At 70.5% G+C, this 17,572-nt stretch carries 15 protein-coding genes and 1 riboswitch; of the genes, 3 read left to right on the top strand and 12 right to left on the bottom strand.

All coding sequences use genetic code 11. The features are described from left to right. Nucleotide 1: 1 nt before the first annotated feature. Both IEZ11_RS01560 and IEZ11_RS01555 read right to left on the bottom strand, forming a co-directional pair. On the bottom strand, nt 2–1,621 hold the full coding sequence (locus tag IEZ11_RS01560; RefSeq protein WP_505995350.1) for a GMC oxidoreductase: 1,620 nt from the start codon (nt 1,619–1,621) through the stop codon (nt 2–4). 91 nt (nt 1,622–1,712) lie between these two features. Then, complete coding sequence (locus IEZ11_RS01555) at nt 1,713–2,855, bottom strand: glycosyltransferase family 4 protein (protein ID WP_189260675.1); 1,143 nt, start codon at nt 2,853–2,855, stop codon at nt 1,713–1,715. Nucleotides 2,856–2,969: 114 nt separating this feature from the next. On the opposite strand from IEZ11_RS01555, the gene IEZ11_RS01550 reads away from it, so the two are divergent. Beyond that, a complete protein-coding gene (locus IEZ11_RS01550; RefSeq protein ID WP_189260674.1) occupies nt 2,970–4,205 on the top strand; it encodes a glycosyltransferase 87 family protein in 1,236 nt (411 codons plus the stop codon). A 15-nt stretch (nt 4,206–4,220) separates the two neighbouring features. Here the strand turns inward: IEZ11_RS01550 and IEZ11_RS01545 are convergent, their stop codons facing one another. From IEZ11_RS01545 to IEZ11_RS01525, 5 genes are all read right to left on the bottom strand, one after another. Next, complete coding sequence (locus IEZ11_RS01545; RefSeq protein WP_229712771.1) at nt 4,221–5,417, bottom strand: hypothetical protein; 1,197 nt, start codon at nt 5,415–5,417, stop codon at nt 4,221–4,223. 30 nt (nt 5,418–5,447) lie between these two features. Further along, complete coding sequence (locus IEZ11_RS01540) at nt 5,448–6,464, bottom strand: C40 family peptidase (RefSeq protein ID WP_229712770.1); 1,017 nt, start codon at nt 6,462–6,464, stop codon at nt 5,448–5,450. Nucleotides 6,465–6,887: 423 nt separating this feature from the next. Next, a complete protein-coding gene (locus IEZ11_RS01535) occupies nt 6,888–7,922 on the bottom strand; it encodes a C40 family peptidase (protein ID WP_189260672.1) in 1,035 nt (344 codons plus the stop codon). Between the two features lie 210 nt (nt 7,923–8,132). After that, on the bottom strand, nt 8,133–9,476 hold the full coding sequence (locus tag IEZ11_RS01530) for an NYN domain-containing protein (RefSeq protein WP_189260671.1): 1,344 nt from the start codon (nt 9,474–9,476) through the stop codon (nt 8,133–8,135). A 40-nt stretch (nt 9,477–9,516) separates the two neighbouring features. Beyond that, nucleotides 9,517–9,756, bottom strand: coding sequence for a hypothetical protein (locus IEZ11_RS01525; RefSeq protein WP_189260670.1), 240 nt, complete (start codon nt 9,754–9,756; stop codon nt 9,517–9,519). A 153-nt stretch (nt 9,757–9,909) separates the two neighbouring features. Between IEZ11_RS01525 and IEZ11_RS01520 the strand changes: the two genes are divergently transcribed. Further along, nucleotides 9,910–10,653, top strand: coding sequence for a rhomboid family intramembrane serine protease (locus IEZ11_RS01520; RefSeq protein WP_189260669.1), 744 nt, complete (start codon nt 9,910–9,912; stop codon nt 10,651–10,653). Further along, a complete protein-coding gene (locus IEZ11_RS01515; protein WP_067245114.1) occupies nt 10,650–10,931 on the top strand; it encodes an Lrp/AsnC family transcriptional regulator in 282 nt (93 codons plus the stop codon). The genes IEZ11_RS01520 and IEZ11_RS01515 overlap by 4 nt, the downstream gene beginning before the upstream one ends. A 132-nt stretch (nt 10,932–11,063) precedes the next feature. Here the strand turns inward: IEZ11_RS01515 and IEZ11_RS01510 are convergent, their stop codons facing one another. From IEZ11_RS01510 to qcrC, 5 genes are all read right to left on the bottom strand, one after another. After that, nucleotides 11,064–12,440 carry an aminotransferase class V-fold PLP-dependent enzyme gene (locus IEZ11_RS01510; protein ID WP_189260668.1) on the bottom strand — a complete coding sequence of 459 codons (1,377 nt, stop codon included), beginning with the start codon at nt 12,438–12,440 and terminating at the stop codon, nt 11,064–11,066. Nucleotides 12,441–12,611: 171 nt separating this feature from the next. Beyond that, nucleotides 12,612–12,728: riboswitch (SAM riboswitch) on the bottom strand. 105 nt (nt 12,729–12,833) lie between these two features. Then, on the bottom strand, nt 12,834–13,898 hold the full coding sequence (gene trpD / locus IEZ11_RS01505) for an anthranilate phosphoribosyltransferase (protein WP_189260667.1): 1,065 nt from the start codon (nt 13,896–13,898) through the stop codon (nt 12,834–12,836). 132 nt (nt 13,899–14,030) lie between these two features. Continuing rightward, nucleotides 14,031–15,668 carry a cytochrome bc1 complex cytochrome b subunit gene (gene qcrB / locus IEZ11_RS01500; RefSeq protein WP_189260666.1) on the bottom strand — a complete coding sequence of 546 codons (1,638 nt, stop codon included), beginning with the start codon at nt 15,666–15,668 and terminating at the stop codon, nt 14,031–14,033. After that, nucleotides 15,665–16,726, bottom strand: coding sequence for a cytochrome bc1 complex Rieske iron-sulfur subunit (qcrA, locus tag IEZ11_RS01495; RefSeq protein ID WP_189260665.1), 1,062 nt, complete (start codon nt 16,724–16,726; stop codon nt 15,665–15,667). Before qcrA ends, qcrB begins: the two co-directional genes overlap by 4 nt. Further along, entirely contained in the window at nt 16,723–17,535 is an 813-nt protein-coding gene (gene qcrC, locus IEZ11_RS01490; RefSeq protein ID WP_189260664.1) for a cytochrome bc1 complex diheme cytochrome c subunit, read from the bottom strand. The genes qcrA and qcrC overlap by 4 nt, the downstream gene beginning before the upstream one ends. Nucleotides 17,536–17,572: the final 37 nt, after the last annotated feature.

Genomic DNA, 17,572 nt, shown 5'->3' with positions numbered 1-17,572 from the left:
CTCAGAAGTCCTCGGCGAGAACCCGTTCCATCGTCCGCTCGGCGAGCGCGGTGATGGTGACGAACGGGTTCACCCCGATGTTCCCGGGCACGAGCGAGCCGTCGGTGACGTACAGCTTGGAATACCCCTTCACCCTTCCGTAGTCGTCGGTCGCCTGCCCCAGGACGCAGCCGCCCAGCGGGTGGTAGCAGAAGTCGTCCGCGAACACCTTGCTGGACGAGCCGAACAGGTCGTACCGGTAGATCGTCGCGTTGGCCGTGTTGATCCGGTCGAACAGCTTCTTGGCCATGGCGACCGAGACCGCGCTCTGGGCCGCGGTCCAGCCCAGCTTCACCGCGTCGCTCGCGGAGTCGTAGGTGAAGGACGCCCGTTGCGGGTTCTTGGTGATCGCCAGGTACAGGCTCACCCAGGTCTCGAACCCGATGGGCAGCGGCGCGATCTCGGCGAAGACCGGGTTGTCGGTGTTGGCCCAGTCGTCGATGCCCATGACCGGCATGGTCGACTGGTTGGCGCCGGTGGTGTCCCAGATGTGGTTGGCCCGGCCGAGCATGGTGTTGCCGTTGGTGCTCCAGCCGCCCCCCACACTGGAGTTGAGCGCGGGCAGCGCACCGGTGTCCCGGGCCCGGACGAGCAGCTCGGTGGTGCCGAGGCTCCCGCCGCCCAGGAACAGGTAGGTACAGCTGTACTGCTTGCTCTCCACGACGTTCCCGCTGGTGTCGATCCGGTCGACGCTGAGCACGTACGACCCGTCGCTCGCCCGCGTGACGGCCTTGACCTTCTCCAGGGTGTGGATGGTGACGTTGCCGGTGCCGAGGGCGGCGGCGAGGTAGGTCTTGTCGAGGCTCTTCTTGCCGTAGTTGTTGCCGTAGATGACCTCCTGGGCGAGCGCGGACTTGGTGGCGGTGCCGGCGGCCTCCTGCTGCATGTACCCGAAGTCGTAGACGTTGGGCACGAAGGTGGTCGTGAGCCCGGTGTTGGCGGCGGCCTTCCGGGAGGTCCGGGTGAACTGGTACCACTCGGTCGACTCGAACCAGGTGGAGTCGATGGTGTTGACGCCCAGCATGGTGCGGGCGCGCGGGAAGTACGTGTTGTACATCGCGCTCGCGTCCACGGTCGGGAACTGCTCGGCGAAGTACGACTGGCGCGGGGTGACCGCCATCCCCCCGTTGACCAGCGACCCGCCCCCGACGCCGCGCCCCACGTACACGGACATGTTGTCGTAGTGCACCCGGTCGAGCACGCCCGCGTAGGAGGCGATGTCCTTGTTGACGACGTCCAGCCAGAGGAAGGTGGCGAGCGGGGCCTCGGTGCGGGTCTTGAACCACATGGACCGCTTGTCGGGGGCGGCGGTGGAACAGAAGATCTTGCCGTCCGAACCGGCCGTGTTCCACAGCTGGCCCATCTCGATCATGACGGTCCGGATCCCGGCCTGTCCGAGCCGGAGCGCGGCCACGGCCCCGCCGTACCCGGAACCGACCACGACGGCCGGGACGTTGGTGACGTCGGCGGCTTCCTCGGCGGCCTGCGCCGACTGGAGCCCGACGCGGGTGAGACCGGCCGCGGCGGCGGTCTGGAGGGCGATCATGCCCAGAATGTGACGCCTAGTCAGCTGACGCTGCATCAGTTTTGCTGTCATGCGCGCAGCATGTGCGGATTTTCCGCTTCCGCCTAGGGGTACGACGACGATTGCGGCAACCCCTTGGAACAGACTTTTACAGGAGCTCCTTCAGCCGCTCCGCGAGAAGATCCCACCGCCACCGCTCCTCGACCCACCGCCGCCCCCGTTCCCCCATCCGCCGCCGCAGCTCGGCGTCCCCCAGCAGCACGACGATCCGCTCGGCGGCCTCCTCGGGGGACCCGCCCCGCACCACCCACCCGGTCTCCCCGTCCAGCACCGCGTCCGGCGCCCCGCCCGAGTCCCCGGCCACCACCGGCAGCCCGGTCGCCGAGGCCTCCAGGTACACGATCCCGAGCCCCTCCACGTCCAGCCCGCCCCGCCGGGTCCGGCACGGCATGGCGAACACGTCACCCGCGCCGAAGTGCGCGGGCAGCTCCGCCCACGCCACGGCCCCGGTGAACCGCACCGACGCCTCGACCCCGGTCTCCCGCGCCAGCCGCCGCAGCTCCTTCTCGTACGGCCCGCCGCCCACGATCAGCAGCACCGCGTCCGGCTCGGCGGCCAGGATCAGCGGCATCGCGAGGATCAGCGTGTCCTGCCCCTTGCGCGGCACCAGCCGCGACACGCACACGACCACCGGCCGCTCGCTCAGCCCCAGCCGCGCCCGCACCTCGGCGCCCCCGGAGCCCGGGTGGAAGGTCTTCTCGTCCACCCCCGGCGGCAACTGCACCATCCGCCCGGCCGCCCCGGCGCTAAGCGCGGTCGCGATCCGGGACCGCGTGTACTCGCCGAGATAGGTGACCGTGTCGGTGGTGTCCCCGATCCGCCCGAGCAGCTGCCGGGCCGCGGGCAGCTGCGCCCAGCCCGCCTCGTGCCCGTGGGTGGTGGCGACCAGCCGCTCCGCGCCGGCCTTCCGCAGCGCCGGCGCCATCAGCCCGAGCGGAGCCGCCGCCCCGAACCACACCGAGCCGCACCCGTGCTCCCGCAGCAGCCCGACCGCCGTCCGGGTCGCCGCGGGCGTCGGCAGCAGCATCGTCGTACGGTCGCGCACGACGGTGAAGGGCTGCTCCGCGTCGAACTCGGCGGTGGCCCGCGCGCCCTCCCGGCCCCGCTTCCACGTGGACGCGTAGACGACCAGCCGCTCGGGATCCAGCCGCAGTGCCATGTTGTGCAGGAAGGCCTGGATACCGCCCGGCCGGGGCGGGAAGTCATTGGTCACGATGAGGGTCTTGTGCATCGCCGCAGACCATACCCGCACAGGACGTTCGGCCGTGCTTCATGGCCCCCGCACAGGACGCCGGGAGATCATGTGGCCCACTCGACACGGCGATGCCGACGGACAGGGGCTCAGGTGGACAGGACGGGCGTGCGGCGTACCGTGGCGTTGCTGCTGGTCACCTGGGGTACCACCCGGCTGGTGCTGCTGCTGTACGTCCTGAAGGTGTTCGTGTTCCCCGGCGCGGACGTCACCACCGACGTGTCGGTCATCTACCAGGGCTGGTACGAGGTCCTGCGGCACGGAACGTTTCCGCTGGACGACGTCACCTGGCAGTACCCGCCCGCGGCCGCCGTGGCGATCCTCGCCCCCGCCCTGCTGCCCTTCCTGGACTACCCGACCGCCTTCTTCGTGCTGGCCTGCCTGGCCGACCTGGTGGTGCTGTGCCTCCTCGGCTACGCCGGCCTGCGCCCCGGGCGCACCCTGCGCGGCGCCTGGGTCTGGGTGCTCGGCGTCCCGCTGCTCGGCCCGACCGTCTACTCCCGCTACGACCTGATGGTCACCGCCCTCGCCGTCGCCGCGCTGCTGGCCGGGGCCCGGCACCCCCGTCTGATGGGCGCGCTGGCCGGTCTCGGCGCGATGGTCAAGGTGTGGCCCGCGCTGCTCCTGGTGGGTGCCGTACGGCGGCGGGCCTGGGTGTCGGCGGCGGTCACGGCGGCCGCGGTCGGCGCGCTGTTCGCGGTCTCCATGCCGGGCGCGTTCGCCTTCCTGACCTTCCAGCGGGACCGGGGCACCGAGGTGGAGTCGCTGGGCGGACTGGTCTTCCACATCGCCCGGCACTTCGGCTGGCACGGCGAGGTGCTGCTGAACTACGGCTCGATCGAATTCCTCGGCCCGCACGTGCAGGCGGTGAGCACGGCGGCCCTGCTGCTCACCGCGCTCGCGTTCGGCTGGGTGCTGCTGTGGCGGCTGTCGGCAATCCGCTTCCGGTCGCACACCCTCGCGGACGCGGCCTTCACCGCCGTCCTGATGTTCACGGTCACCAGCCGGGTGATCAGCCCGCAGTACATGGTGTGGCTGGTGGGCCTGGCCGCCGTCTGCCTCTGCTTCCGCGCCAGCCGCATGACCCCGCCCGCGGTGCTGCTGCTCCTGGCGACCTTCGTGACGGTCCTGGAGTTCCCGGTCGGCTTCTCGCACGTCGTGGTGAGCGACTGGTACGGCATCACCCTGCTGGTGCTGCGCAACGGCCTGCTGCTCGCGGCGACGGTCACGGCGGCCCGCCGGCTGTGGCGCTCCACGGTGACCGAGACGCCCGTAGCCCCGTTCCCGTCCCAGGCCACCCGTTCGAAGGAGACCCGGGTCTCCTCCTGACTCCTGGCGGCCGGGTCAGTCGGCGAGCTGAGCCGTCAGATAGTCCCGCCAGCGTGCGGTGAAGTCCGGCAGGGTCGTGCCCAGTTCCGCCTTCAGCGCGTCCTCGACCGCACCTGCCCGCTCCTTGTGCGCGCCGACGGCCCGGTAGAAGGCACCGAGCTTCTCCTCGCCCCAGTGGCCGGCGATCATCCGGCAGGCCAGCCAGCCGCCCTCGTAGGCCTGGGCCAGCTTGGTGGGGTCGTCGGTGAAGCCGAAGTCCTTGTCCGCCGGGAGGTTCTCCGGGACCTCCCCGGCCTCGACGGCGCGGGCGAGTTCCGGCGCGGCCTCGGTGGGCGTACGGCCGGTGTCGAGGTAGCCGATCCAGTCGGCGTACCCCTCGGAGAGCCAGAGCGGGGTGGCGGCCGTGGTGTGGGCGCGGGTGGCCACGTGGGTCGTCTCGTGGGTGAGGACGACCTGTCTGCCGACCGGGCCGAGGACGGCGTACGCCTCCGGGTTGAGGATGACCCGGTCCGCCGGAGTCTGTCCGGAGCCTCCCGCCTCGCCGGTGGTGACCGCGGCGATGCCCCGGTAGTTGGAGGCGGGGGCGCCCAGCAGGCCCGCCATGCCGTCCAGCGACCCGGGGACGAGCAGGACCACCCGCCGGGTCCAGTCCGTGCCCCAGGCCTTGGAGACCTCGGGAACGGCGGCGTCGGCGAGCCGGGCGTAGCCGCGCAGCGTGGACGAGGACTGGCCGACGCCCAGGACGAGGGCGTGGGAGCTCCTGACCGCGGTCACCCTGCCCTGGTCCCACAGCTGCTGCCCGGACTTCTTGGCGGGCCTGTCGTGACTGACGTACCACTGTCCGTCGGCGGTGCGGCTGAGGGTCAGCGTACGGTCCGTGGTCACCGGAGCCTTGTCGTAGCCCTGTATCCGGTAGCTGAGCCGGGCTGCGGCGGTGGCCCCGGCGCCGTCGGCGTGCAGGGCGGTCAGCCGGTAGCTCCAGTCGGCGAGCGGTACGGCCCGCAGGTCCGCGTAGGAACTGCGGGTGCCGGTCTCGGCGTACGCCTTCTCGTCGTGGCCGAGGACCGCGGCCGAGCGGCGGTCCAGGACCTGCTGCACCTCGGCCATCGCGGTGCCCGTCGACGACTGTCCGCCGCCGCATCCGGTCAGCGGCAGGAGCAGCAGACACAGCCCCACCGCTCCTGAGCGCCACGCCCGTCCACGACCAGCCACTTTCCGATCGTACGGGCACAAGCCCGGAAGTCAGGGCCGCGTGACGGAGGAGACCGGCATCATTCCGACCGGGTCGTAGCGGACCGGGGCGCCCGGGTAGGGGGCGTGGATGACCTGGCCGTTGCCGACGTACATGGCGACATGGCTGGCGTCGGAGCGGTAGACGACCAGGTCACCGGGTTGTGCCTGGGAGAGCGGGACCTGGTGGCCGGCGTGCCGCTGCTCCTGCGAGGTGCGCGGGAGGTGGATCCCGGCGTGCGCGTACGACCACTGCATCAGGCCCGAGCAGTCGAAGCCGGAGGGGCCGCTGGCGCCCCAGACGTACGGCTTGCCGAGGGCGGAGCGGGCGGCGGCGAGCGCGGCGGCGGCGCGGCCGTCGGGGGCGGTGACGCCGGCGAGGTCGGGCAGGCCGGCCCGGCCGTCGCCGCGGGAGGCGTGTTCGAAGGCGGCGCGGTCGGCGGCGGGCATCGCGTCGAGGAGCCGCCGGGCCGTGGCGAGCTTCTGCTCCACGACGGCCTTGTGGGAGGAGACCGCCCTGCGGCTGCGCTCCAGTTCGGCGAGCTGTCCGGCGGCCTCGGCGCGCTCCTGGGCGAGTTCGCGCAGCGCCGCCTGGAGCTGCCGGAGCTGCCCGGCCTGCCGGACGTCGATGCGGTCGAGGAGGGAGGCCCGGTCGAGGTAGTCCTGCGGGTTGTCGGAGAACAGCAGGGCCACGGTGGGGTCGATGCCGCCGGAGCGGTACTGGGCGCCGGCGAGCGAACCGAGCGCCTCCCGCATGGCGTTGACGCGCTGCTGCTGGCGGGCGATGCGGTCCTGGGAGTCGTTCACCTCCCGGCGCAGCGCGTCGGCCCGCTCGTCGGCCTTGTCGTAGGCCTCGGTCGCCTCCTCGGCCTGCTGGTACAGCCGGTCCACCTCGGCGTGACCGTCGGTGTGCGGGGCGGCGCCCGCCGGTGCGGCACCGAGCGCGGCCGCCGCGGCCGACAGCACACAGAGAGCGGCACCGGCGCCCCGGTTGAACCCGGACGGCACAGAGCGGCGATGGGACCCCACAGGAAGCCGCGCTCCTTCGATCGTCGGACGCCGACGGTCTCCCCCGTCCAGGGGGAAACGCGCCGACATTGACGCCCTCCCCCGCCCAGGGCAGGGGATTCCGGTCCGCACCGCTCAGCGGCGCCACCGCGGGTTCCTGTTTCACAGGCCGTCGCCGACCCATGTGGGTCGGTCTCACACAGCCTCCACAAGCGTGACTTCCCGCCCGTCCGGCGGTAGGTCCGGCGACTTCCGTCACTGGACGCGGCGATGCTAGCCGCGCGGCCACGCACCAGCCAAAGACCCTCCACGGGCGCACAAACGCGACGCCCCGCCTCCGACGCAGGTCACAGGCGGGGCGAGGCTCACATCAAGCTGGCACAGTTCGCCCGTTCGGACGACCCAATGACGTGATCTTGACGAGGCTCGGGGCCTCGGCGGAGGTCAGATGCGGACGCCGAACTCGAAGGTCATGTCGCTCATCGCCTCGTAGCGCACGACGGCGCCGGTGTGCGGGGCGTGCAGCACCTGGCCGTTGCCGGCGTACAGGCCGACGTGGTGGTAGTCGCCGTAGAAGATGACCAGGTCGCCGACCTTGAGGTCGCTCGCGCTGTAGATGCGGGTGCCGGCGTTGGCCTGTGCCTCGGAAGTGCGCGGGATGGTGACGCCGGCCTGGGCGTAGGCCCAGGAGGTGAAGCCGGAGCAGTCGAAGGAGGACGGACCGGAGGCGCCGTAGACGTACGGGGAACCGATCTTGGTCTGCCCGGCGGCGAAGGCGGCGGCGGCCCGGCTGGAGGCGGAGCCCGTGCTGCCGAGGTCCACGCGCGAGGAGGCGCGGCTGGCGGCCTGGGCCTGCTCCTGGTCCAGGGCGGCCTTCTCCTTGGCGGTCAGGGTGTTGAGCAGCTTCTGCGCGTCGGCGAGCTTGCCCTGGACGGCCGACTTCTGCTTGGCCAGCTCGGTCCGGGTGGCGGAGAGGTCCTTGAGCTTGTCGGAGGCCTCTGCCCGCTCCTGGGCGAGTTCGCGCTGTTTGTCCTGGATCTTCTTCAGGGCCTCGACCTGCTGGCTGCTCAACTGGTCGAGCGTGGACGCCTTGTCGAGGTAGTCGTCCGGGTTGGACGAGAGGAAGAGCTGGACCGACGGGTCGATGCCGCCGGAGCGGTACTGCGCGGTGGCCAGCGAACCGAGACTGTCCCGCAGCTTGTTGAGCTCCTCCTGACCACGGGCCACGTTGTCCTGGATCGTGGATATCTCCTTCTGGAGCTTCTGCTGCTTGTCCTTGGCCCCGTCGAGCTTCTCGGTGGCCTGCTCGGCCTCCTCGTAGAGCTTGTCGACCTTCGCCTTGACCTCGTCCTTGGTCAGCTTCTCGCTGGGCGCCGCATTGGCGGCATTGGCACTGAGGACTACGGCGGCGGCCGCTGCGGTGGTGAGCACGGTCACGCGCGCACGGCTCGGCTGCTTGGGTCGACGATGGGACGCCACGGAGACGGGCTCCTTCGTTTGAGTGATCACCCGTGTGGAGGTTCGAGCCCAGACCCTAGTGACCTCATCGTGATCAGTTCAAACCCGCTGGCCAAAAAAGTGGTCACGCAACGCACTCTTTGCATATAACTCACGAGCAGTAATGCGCGATTGACGCTACGTTGCGTGATGGTTCGGTCAATTCGGGCATTGCATATGCGGGTTGCACGTTCAGGACAGTCGCTTCAGAAGCATCGCAGAAGCCACCGGACGGGCACCCGCCTTCGCCACCCCGTCGGCGACCTCGCGGTCGGTCGAGGCGACGATCACCGGGCGGCCCGGCGGCTCGGCGCGCACCAGCTGGCGGATCAGCTCGTCCGCCGTGACGCCGGGCTTCGAGAACAGCACCCGGACGCCGCGCGGCGGGGCCAGCAGCACCGGCGCGGCCAGCTCGGCGCCGTCGAAGACACAGGTGACCTCGGCGCCGGTCTGGGCGGCGAGCTGGGAGAGCTGGCCGAGCAGCCGCAGCCGCTGCTTCTCCAACGGCATCTGCGGATATCCGGTCTTGGTCACGTTGTAGCCGTCGACGACCAGGTGCGCCTGCGGGAGGGCGAGCAGCTGGTCGAGAATGGCCGGGTCGTTCTCGGACAGCGCGCGCGCCGCGATGTCCTTCGGGGTCATCCGTCCCGGTTCGACCGCGTCCACGGTCTCCGCGGGCCGTACCGACACCGGTGGCAGCGCCAGCTCCCGGCGCAGCCCCTGCGCCGCGTCCAGGACGGTGTCGAGCAGCAGCCGCAGCCTCATGTCCTCGACGCTGCGCCCCTCGCGGGCGGCCCGGCGGCTGGCCTCCAGGGCCGCCTCGACCTCGCCGAGCCGGGCCTTGAGCCGCCGGCTCTCGCTCTCGGCGGCGGACACCTGGGCCTGCCCCTCGGTCCGCCCCGCCTCCATCGCGCCCTGCATCTTGCGCAGGGCGGCCTCACCGCGCTTGACGTCACTCAGCGCGGCCCGCAGCTTGCGGTGAAGCGATTCCGCTTCCCTCTTCGCCGCGTCCAGCTCGGCGCGCAGCCGCTCCGTCTCGGCGCGGGTCAGCTCCCTCGCCCGGTCCAGTTCCTCGCGCAGCCGCTCCAGTTCGGCCCGGCTCTCCTCGTCGGCCCGCTCGGCGTCGGCCCGCTGGGCCTCCTCGCCGGCCGCCGCCACCAGCTTCACCCAGCCCGCGGGACGCAGTACGTAGGCCGCGGCCGCCACATCGAGCGGGTCCGCGGCCGGGGGCGGGGAGCCGGAGTCCAGGGCGCCGGCCAGTTCCGGCTGGGCCTCTCTCAGCTTCTCCCCGATCCGCTGCCGGAAGAGGGTGTCCGTCTCCAGCGCGGCCGCCATCGCGTTCCCCGCGAACTTGGCCCGACGGTTCGGGGCGAACCGGGCGTACTGCCGCAGCTGCGCGGGCAGTTCGGCGACGGTCAGCCCGCCGAACCCGTCCGACACGATCTGCACGACACGCCGTCGCACGCCGTCGGGCAACGGACGGTCAAGCACCTCGGCGGTGCCGTCGCCCGGCCCCCCGCCTGTGGTCTCCACCATCCGTCACACCCCATCACCTGTGCGGGGCCGACTCCCGGTCTCAGGAGTCGGCGCCCGGCCTGTCCACGAGTTCCACCTGGTCCACCGCGTTGCACCAGCGGCACCGCACCGACTCGATGGTCTCACTGACCACCTCGCGCTCCTCGACCTTGGGCGCACCGGCCAGGTCGAGGTGCACGTACTCGACCACCTTCGACGAGCGGGTCACGTCGAAGCGGGTGAGGTTGCCGCAGAGGGTGCAGCGCCACCGCGTCGTGGCGGTCGGCAGGGGAACCGTCATCGTGGCTTGTTCGCTTCCTTCTAGTGTCCGTGACGCGCCGTCCCGACGCGTGTGGCTCGTAACCCTACGGCCTGGCGGGTACTCGACGCCGCCCTGTCCACGGCGGCGAGGCGATCTGCACCGGTGCGTCCCGTTACGCCATGCTCTATGTCCATGATCGGCAACTGGAACACCACGGCCGTCCGGACCCTGCGGAGCCTGCGGGGCACGTCCGCGCCCATGACGTACACCCTGATCGCCGTGTGCTGCCTGATCTTCGTGCTCGGCCCCGCCTCCGGCTTCACCCCGTCCTACGGCACCGGGGACGCCCTGGCGGCCGCGCAGCGCGCGTACTTCCACCACTGGGGGGTGGTTCCCGCCGACCTGTTCGACGGTCCGGCCCGGGAGGCGCTCACCCCGGCCACCGCGCTGTTCATCCACGGCAGCTGGGTGCACCTGCTCGGCAACATGCTCTTCCTCTTCGTCTTCGGGGCGATGACCGAGGAACGGATGGGCCGCGTCGAGTTCACCCTCTTCTACGTCGGCTGCGGCTATCTCGCGCTGCTCGGCTACGCGGCCGCCAACGCGACGTCCCAGCAGTCGCTGGTGGGGGCGTCCGGGGCGATCTCGGCGGTCCTCGGCGCGTTCCTGTACCTGTTCCCCAGCGCCCGCGTGACCAGTCTCCTGCCCTTCCTCTTCTTCCTCCCGCTCCGCTTCCCGGCCTGGGTGGTGCTCCCGTTCTGGGCGGCCCTGCAGTGGCTGGCCCTGGATCAGGCCCCGGCCGGCCCCGGCGTGGCCTACCTCGCCCATCTGGTCGGCTTCGGACTCGGCTTCGGCTACGCGTGGGTGCGGTACGGCCGTACGACTAAAGTGAAGTGCGTACCGGCTCCGGCACCCGAGGGAGACAACCAGCCGTGATCACCGCGATCGTCCTCATCAAGACCAGCGTGGACCGGATCCCCGAGATCGCGGAACGGATCGCCGCGCTGGACAGCGTCAGCGAGGTCTTCTCCGTCACCGGTACCTACGACCTGATCGCCATGGTCCGGGTGCAGCAGCACGAGGACCTGGCCGAGGTCATTCCCGGCTCCATCAGCAAGATCCCCGGCGTGGAGGCCACGGACACGCATGTCGCGTTCCGCACGTACTCCCAGCACGACCTGGAAGCGGCGTTCGCGATCGGCCTGGACAGCTGAACACCGCCCGCTGAAGCGCCCCGTCAGGGGCGCGGGGAACTGCGCGACCAGCCCCCACCGGCCGGCACCGTGGTCCCCTGCGGGTGCGTCGTGGCTTGTCGCGCAGTTCCCCGCGCCCCCAAAACAGGTCCGTCAGCTCACCGCCGGTACGCAGCGGCCGTCCTCCGTGCGGTAGGACCACTTCGCGCCCTCGGTCACCAGTTCCTTCACGGCGTTCACGAAGCGCTCGACATGTTCGTCCGGTGTCCCCGCCCCGAAGCTCACCCGGATGGCGTTGAGGGACTTCTCGCCCGGCGCCGCCTCCGGCGCCCCGCACTCGCCCTGGGTCTGGGGGTCGGAGCCCAGCAGCGTCCTGAGCAGCGGGTGGGCGCAGAAGAGGCCGTCGCGGACGCCGATGCCGTACTCGGCGGAGAGCGCGGCGGCGAAGTGGGAGCTGTTCCAGCCGTCCACCACGAAGCTGATCACTCCGACGCGCGGGGCGTCGTCGCCGAAGAGGGAGAGCACCCGGACCTCGGGAACCTCGGCCAGCCCCACCCGCACCTTCTCGACGAGGTGCTGCTCGCGGGCGACCAGCGTGTCGAAGCCGGCCTCGGTGAGCGCCTTGCAGGCGGAGGCGATGGAGTAGGCGCCGATGACGTTGGGGGATCCCGCCTCGTGCCGCGCGGCGCTCTCGTGCCACTCCACGGCCACTCCCCCGTCCTCCCGCCGGGTGACCTTGCGGCTGGCGCCGCCGCCCGCGAGGTAGGGCTCGGCGGCCTGGAGCCAGTCGGCGCGGCCGGCCAGGACGCCGGAGCCGAAGGGGGCGTACAGCTTGTGGCCGGAGAAGGCGACCCAGTCGACGTCGAGGTCGCGGACGGAGACCGGGTGGTGCGGGGCCAGCTGGGCGGCGTCCAGGACGATCCGGGCGCCGTGCGCGTGCGCGGCCGCCGCGAGCTCGCGGACCGGCCACAGCTCGCCGGTGACGTTGGAGGCGCCGGTGACGCAGACCAGGGCCGGGCCGTACGGGTCCCGGCCGGCGAGGGCGCGTTCCAGGGTCTCGACGGCCTGCCGCGGGGTGCGGGGCGCGTCGAGGTAGGTGACCCGGGCGTCCTTCCAGGGGAGCAGGCTCGCGTGGTGCTCGGTCTCGAAGACGAAGACCTGGCAGCCGGCGGGCACGGCGGCGGCGAGCAGGTTGAGGGAGTCGGTGGTGGAGCGGGTGAAGACCAGCTGGTCGTCGGGGCGGCAGTCGAGGAACTCGGCGACGGTCTTCCGGGCGTTCTCGAAGAGGTCCGTGGAGAGCTGGGAGAGGTAGCCGGCGCCGCGGTGGACGCTGCCGTAGTAGGGGGCGTACGCCGCCACGTCGTCCCAGACCCGCTGCAGGGCGGGGGCGCTGGCCGCGTAGTCGAGGGCGGCGTAGGTGACCTCGCCGCCGGTGACGAGCGGAACGGTGACGTCCCGGCCCAGAACGGGCAGCGGCCCCGGATTGTCACTGCAAACAGACTGGGCGGAGGCAACGGTGGAGACGGACATGACGGAACTCCCGTGAGAGGCAGGCCGGAATCACCGTGCGAGCACGCGGACGAGCGCGGCTCCGGCACGGAGAAAAAGGAAAAGGGGATGCGGAGGCGGGGCTCTGCGGCCCTATCGCATTCGCTTGCTCACGGAAGGCTCCTCGACGACCAGGACCCCTGGTGTACGAGGGGTCCGCGCTTGCCGTGGACCTCACTGCCCACAGCCTGGTCTTCACCCGGGGCACCCCGCCACGGACGGAGGGTTGCCGGACAGTCGGCCGGGGCCTCATGACTGTCACTCATGACCTGGGAAAAACGTAGATGAGGTGATCGCCGCCCCGCAACTCCTGTCCGGATGACGGGACGAGGCGCGGGGCCGGGCCGCGCCTCGGCGGCCCGGCCGCGCCGCCCCCTACCTGTGCGTCGCCGCCGCCCAGCGCTCCAGCGTCCGCTTGGCCGCGCCCGAGTCGATCGACTCGGCCGCCCTGTCGATGCCGGCGCGCAGTTGCTCGGCCAGGGTCCCGGTGCCCGGGTCCAGTGCCACCAGGGCGGCCGCCGAGTTCAGCAGCACCGCGTCCCGGACCGGTCCCGTCTCGCCGTCCAGGAGCCTGCGGGCGACCTCCGCGTTGTACGACGGGTCGCCGCCCCGCAGCGCCTCCACGGGGGCCAGGCCGATGCCGGCGTCACGGGGGTCGAAGGTCTCCTCCGTGACCTTGCCGTCCCGGACGACCCAGACGTGGGACGTGCCGGTCGTCGTCAGTTCGTCGAGGCCGTCGTCGCCGCGGAAGACGAGGGAGGAGTTGCCGCGTTCGGCGAAGACGCCCGCGACCACCGGGGCCATCCGCGGGTCCGCCACGCCGACCGCCTGGGCGCGGACCTTCGCCGGGTTGGTCAGCGGGCCGAGGATGTTGAAGACCGTGCGGATGCCCAACTGGCCGCGCGCGGCGCCCGCGTGGCGCAGCGCCGGGTGGAACTTCACGGCGAAGCAGAAGGTGATGCCGGCCTCTTCGGCGACCTCGGCGACCCGCTGCGGGGTCAGGTCGAGGTTGACGCCCAGCTTCTCCAGGACGTCCGAGGCACCGGACGCGGAGGAGGCCGCGCGGTTGCCGTGTTTGACGACCTTCGCACCGGTGCCGGCCACCACGAGCGCCGACATCGTGGAGATGTTCACCGTCTTCGCGCCGTCACCGCCGGTGCCGACGATGTCGACGGTACGGCCCGGCACCTCGATGACGTTGGCGTGGGCGTACATCGTGCTGACGAGCCCGTTGATCTCCTCGACCGTCTCGCCCTTGGCCCGCAGGGCGACGACGAAGCCCGCGATCTGGGCGTCGGTGGCCTGGCCGCGCATGATCTGGTCCATCGCCCAGGCCGTCGCGTCGGCGCTCTGGTCCTTGCCGTACAGCAGCGCGTTCAGTACCTCGGGCCAGGAACGGCCCGCCGCGATGTCGCCTCCAGCGGGGGTCACAGCGCTCATAAGGCCGCTCCTGATCGTCGTACGCGAAATGAAGGTCTCACGGCCTACCCTATCCAGCTCCGGGCACCGCGAAGGGCCCCCGTCCGGTGTGCGGACGGGGGCCCTTCGGCTGTGGCGTGGCGACGCGGTGGATCAGTGGTGGCCGTGGCCGCTCGTGATCTCCTTGTACTCCTCGACGGTGGGCTTGGGGATCTGGTTGTCCTCGCCGTAGTAGGCGCCGCTCAGCTTGGCGCGGAGCTTCTCGGACCCCTTGATCTTGCGCTCGACACCGTTCTCGTCGACCGCCGGGCCGACCTGGGCCGGCTCGTACTGGTGGTGCGCCGTGAGGGTGTGCAGCTGCTCCTGCGAGAGCGGCTCGTGGACCTCGATGAACTCACCGTGCGGCAGCCGCTTGATGATGCCGGTCTCGCGGCCGTGCAGCACCTTGTCGCGGTCCCGGCGCTGGAGGCCCAGGCAGATGCGCTTGGTCGCGATGAACGCGATCACCGGTCCGGCGAAGAAGAAGATCCGGACGAACCAGGTCACGTCGTTGATCGACAGGTGGAAGTGGGTGGCGATGAGGTCGTTGCCACCACCGATCAGGCCGATCATGTACACGGTCACCCAGGCGACACCGAACCCGGTACGGGTCGGGGCGTTGCGCGGCCGGTCCAGGATGTGGTGCTCGCTCTTGTCGCCGGTGACCCAGGACTCGATGAACGGGTAGAGCGCGATCGCGCCCAGCACCAGGCCGAACAGGACCAGCGGGATGAAGACGCCCAGGACCAGGGTGTGGCCCCAGAAGTTGATCTCCCAGCCGGGCATGTACCGGATCAGACCCTCGGCGAAGCCCATGTACCAGTCGGGCTGGGCGCCGGTGGACACCTGGTCCGGACGGTAGGGGCCCATGGCCCAGATCGGGTTGATCTGGGTGGTCGCCGCGATGGCCGCGATGACACCGAAGACCAGGAAGAAGAAGCCTCCGGCCTTGGCCATGTAGACCGGCAGCAGCGGCATGCCGACGACGTTCTTCTCGCTCTTTCCGGGACCCGCGAACTGCGTGTGCTTGTGGTAGAAGACCAGGATCAGGTGGCCCACCATCAGGCCGAGCATGATGCCCGGCAGCAGCAGGATGTGGATCGAGTAGAACCGGGCGACGAAGTCGTGGCCGGGGAACTGCCCGCCGAAGAGGAAGAACGAGATGTACGTGCCGACGATCGGCATGGACAGGATCGCGCCCTCGGTGAAGCGGACACCGGTGCCGGAGAGCAGGTCGTCCGGGAGCGAGTAACCGGTGAAGCCGGTGAACATGCCCAGGACGAAGAGCAGGAAGCCGAACAGCCAGTTGATCTCACGCGGCTTGCGGAACGCGCCGGTGAAGAACACGCGCATCATGTGCACGAACATGCCGGCGAGGAAGATCAGCGCGGCCCAGTGGTGGATCTGCCGGATGAGCAGACCACCGCGCACGTCGAAGGAGATGTGCAGGGTCGAGTTGAACGCCTCGGACATCATCTGTCCCTGGAGCGGGACGTAGCTGCCGTGGTACACCACCTCGTTCATCGACGGGTGGAAGAACAGCGTCAGGTACACACCCGTGAGGATGATGATGATGAAGCTGTACATGCACACTTCGCCCAGCATGAACGACCAGTGGTCGGGGAAGATCTTGCGCATGTTGGACTTGGCGAGGGAGTAGATCCCGAGCCGTCCGTCGGCCCAGTCGGCGACACGCTCGCCGGCCGGTGCCTTCCCGCGTTCGCGGGACTCGGTGTTCTCTGTAGTGCTCATCCGCGCTCCCAGAAGGCAGGCCCGACGGGCTCCTCGAAGTCGCCGAGCGCCTGGAGGTAGCCCTCCTCGCTCACGCCGATGCGCAGCTGCGGCAGGGCGTGACCGGCCGGGCCGAAGATCACTCGGGCGCCGTCGGAGAGGTCGAAGGTGGACTGGTGGCACGGGCAGAGCACGTGGTGGGTCTGCTGCTCGTACAGCGAGATCGGGCAGCCCACGTGGGTGCAGATCTTCGAGTAGGCGACGATCCCCTCGTGCGACCACTCCAGCTCGCGCTTGTCCTTGATGTTGTCCGGCTGCAGCCGGATGATCATCAGGGCCGCCTTGGCCATCACGTTCTGGAAGTCCTCCTGGGACTCCTCGACGCCCTCGGGCTTGGCGAAGGTCAGCGAGCCGACGGCGACGTCGGAGGGGCGCAGCGGCTCGTTGGTGTTCATGTTGACGAGCAGCTTGCCCTTCGACCACGCCGTGTGGCGCAGCGAGGTACCGGGCAGCGGGCCGAGGTCGCGCAGCAGCACGACGCCGGAGAGCGGGACCAGGGTCAGCGCGCCGAACATCGTGGTGCGGATCAGCTTGCGCCGGCCGATCGCCGACTCCTTGGCACCCTGCTTGAAGTCGGCCAGGACCTTGGCCTTGACCTCCGGCGGGGCCGAGATGGCGTGCCGCTCGTCGGCGACCTCCACGTCGGACATCAGGGTGCGGGCCCAGTGGACCGCGCCCGCGCCGATGCAGAACAGCGCCGCACCGAGGGTCAGGCCCAGCGCGAAGTTCAGCGCGCTGATGTGACCGATCGGGAAGACGAAGATCGCCTTGTCCTTCGGGATCGTCACATAGGAGGCGATGAAGCCCACGGTGGCCAGCATCGACACCGTGAACAGCATGGCCACGACGCGCTCGGACCGCTTGGCGGCCCGCTCGTCGATGTCCTGGATGCGGTGCTCGTGGGGCGGCAGACCGGGATCCGAGAACGGGTCCCTCTCGTCCGCGACGCTCACGGCGCCGTGCGCGTGGTGGTCCTGCTCAGCGGGCAGGTTCTCTTCTGGAATGTCTTGGCTACTCATGACTTCTTGGCCTTTGCGGTCCGAGCGGCAACCCAGACGGCGACCGCGATCAGTGCACCGAGACCGAAGATCCACGCGAACAGACCCTCGCTGACCGGCCCGAGGCCGCCCAGGTTGAGACCACCGGGGTTCACCGTCTTGGGGCTGTTGACCGCGTCGAGGTACGCGATGATGTCCTTCTTGTTCTTCTCGGACAGCGTCGTGTCGGGGAAGGACGGCATGTTCTGCGGGCCCGTCTGCATGGCCTCGTAGATGTGCTTCGGAGCGACACCCTCAAGGCTCGGCGCGAACTTGCCCTTGGTGAGTGCGCCACCAGAGCCCACGAAGTTGTGGCACTGCGCGCAGTTGGTACGGAAGAGCTCGCCACCCTTGGCGATGTCGGCGCCGTCCGGACCGTACTGCTCCGAGGTCGGGACCTCGGGGCCGGCGCCCAGCGAGGCGACGTACGCCGCGAGCTGGTCGATCTGGGCCTGGGTGAAGATGTTCTTCTTCGCGACGACCTGCGGGCCCTGCGAGGTGGCGGCCGGCATACGGCCGGTGCCGACCTGGAAGTCCACGGATGCGGCGCCCACGCCCACCAGGCTGGGGCCGTCGGACGAACCCTGACCCCCGGTGCCGTGGCAGCTGGCACAGCTGACCGAGAAGAGCTTCTTGCCCTCCTCGATCGTGAGGGACTGGGAGGTCTCGTCGGCCTGTGCCTTGCTCGTGGGCGCGAGAAGGGCGTAGGCCCCCCCGGTGCCCACCAGCGCGAGGAGTAGGACGACGACCGCCGCCAGCGGATGGCGTCGTCGTGCGGAGAGCTTTTTCACGGATTACCCCGGTGTCAGGATCTTCTGCGTCGATGCT

It is taken from the genome of Streptomyces fuscichromogenes, assembly GCF_014645815.1.
GTDB classification, from domain to species: Bacteria; Actinomycetota; Actinomycetes; order Streptomycetales; family Streptomycetaceae; genus Streptomyces; species Streptomyces fuscichromogenes.
This window is presented reverse-complemented; position numbering and strand designations above follow the sequence as displayed.

Excerpts from the sequence above, each read along its gene's own strand:
- IEZ11_RS01560 (WP_505995350.1), bottom strand. The coding sequence starts at position 1,621 with ATGCAGCGTCAGCTGACTAGGCGTCACATTCTGGGCATGATCGCCCTC.
- IEZ11_RS01555 (WP_189260675.1), bottom strand. The coding sequence starts at position 2,855 with ATGCACAAGACCCTCATCGTGACCAATGACTTCCCGCCCCGGCCGGGC.
- IEZ11_RS01530 (WP_189260671.1), bottom strand. The coding sequence starts at position 9,476 with ATGGTGGAGACCACAGGCGGGGGGCCGGGCGACGGCACCGCCGAGGTG.
- IEZ11_RS01525 (WP_189260670.1), bottom strand. The coding sequence starts at position 9,756 with ATGACGGTTCCCCTGCCGACCGCCACGACGCGGTGGCGCTGCACCCTC.
- IEZ11_RS01520 (WP_189260669.1), top strand. The coding sequence starts at position 9,910 with ATGATCGGCAACTGGAACACCACGGCCGTCCGGACCCTGCGGAGCCTG.
- IEZ11_RS01510 (WP_189260668.1), bottom strand. The coding sequence starts at position 12,440 with ATGTCCGTCTCCACCGTTGCCTCCGCCCAGTCTGTTTGCAGTGACAAT.
- trpD (WP_189260667.1), bottom strand. The coding sequence starts at position 13,898 with ATGAGCGCTGTGACCCCCGCTGGAGGCGACATCGCGGCGGGCCGTTCC.
- qcrB (WP_189260666.1), bottom strand. The coding sequence starts at position 15,668 with ATGAGCACTACAGAGAACACCGAGTCCCGCGAACGCGGGAAGGCACCG.
- qcrA (WP_189260665.1), bottom strand. The coding sequence starts at position 16,726 with ATGAGTAGCCAAGACATTCCAGAAGAGAACCTGCCCGCTGAGCAGGAC.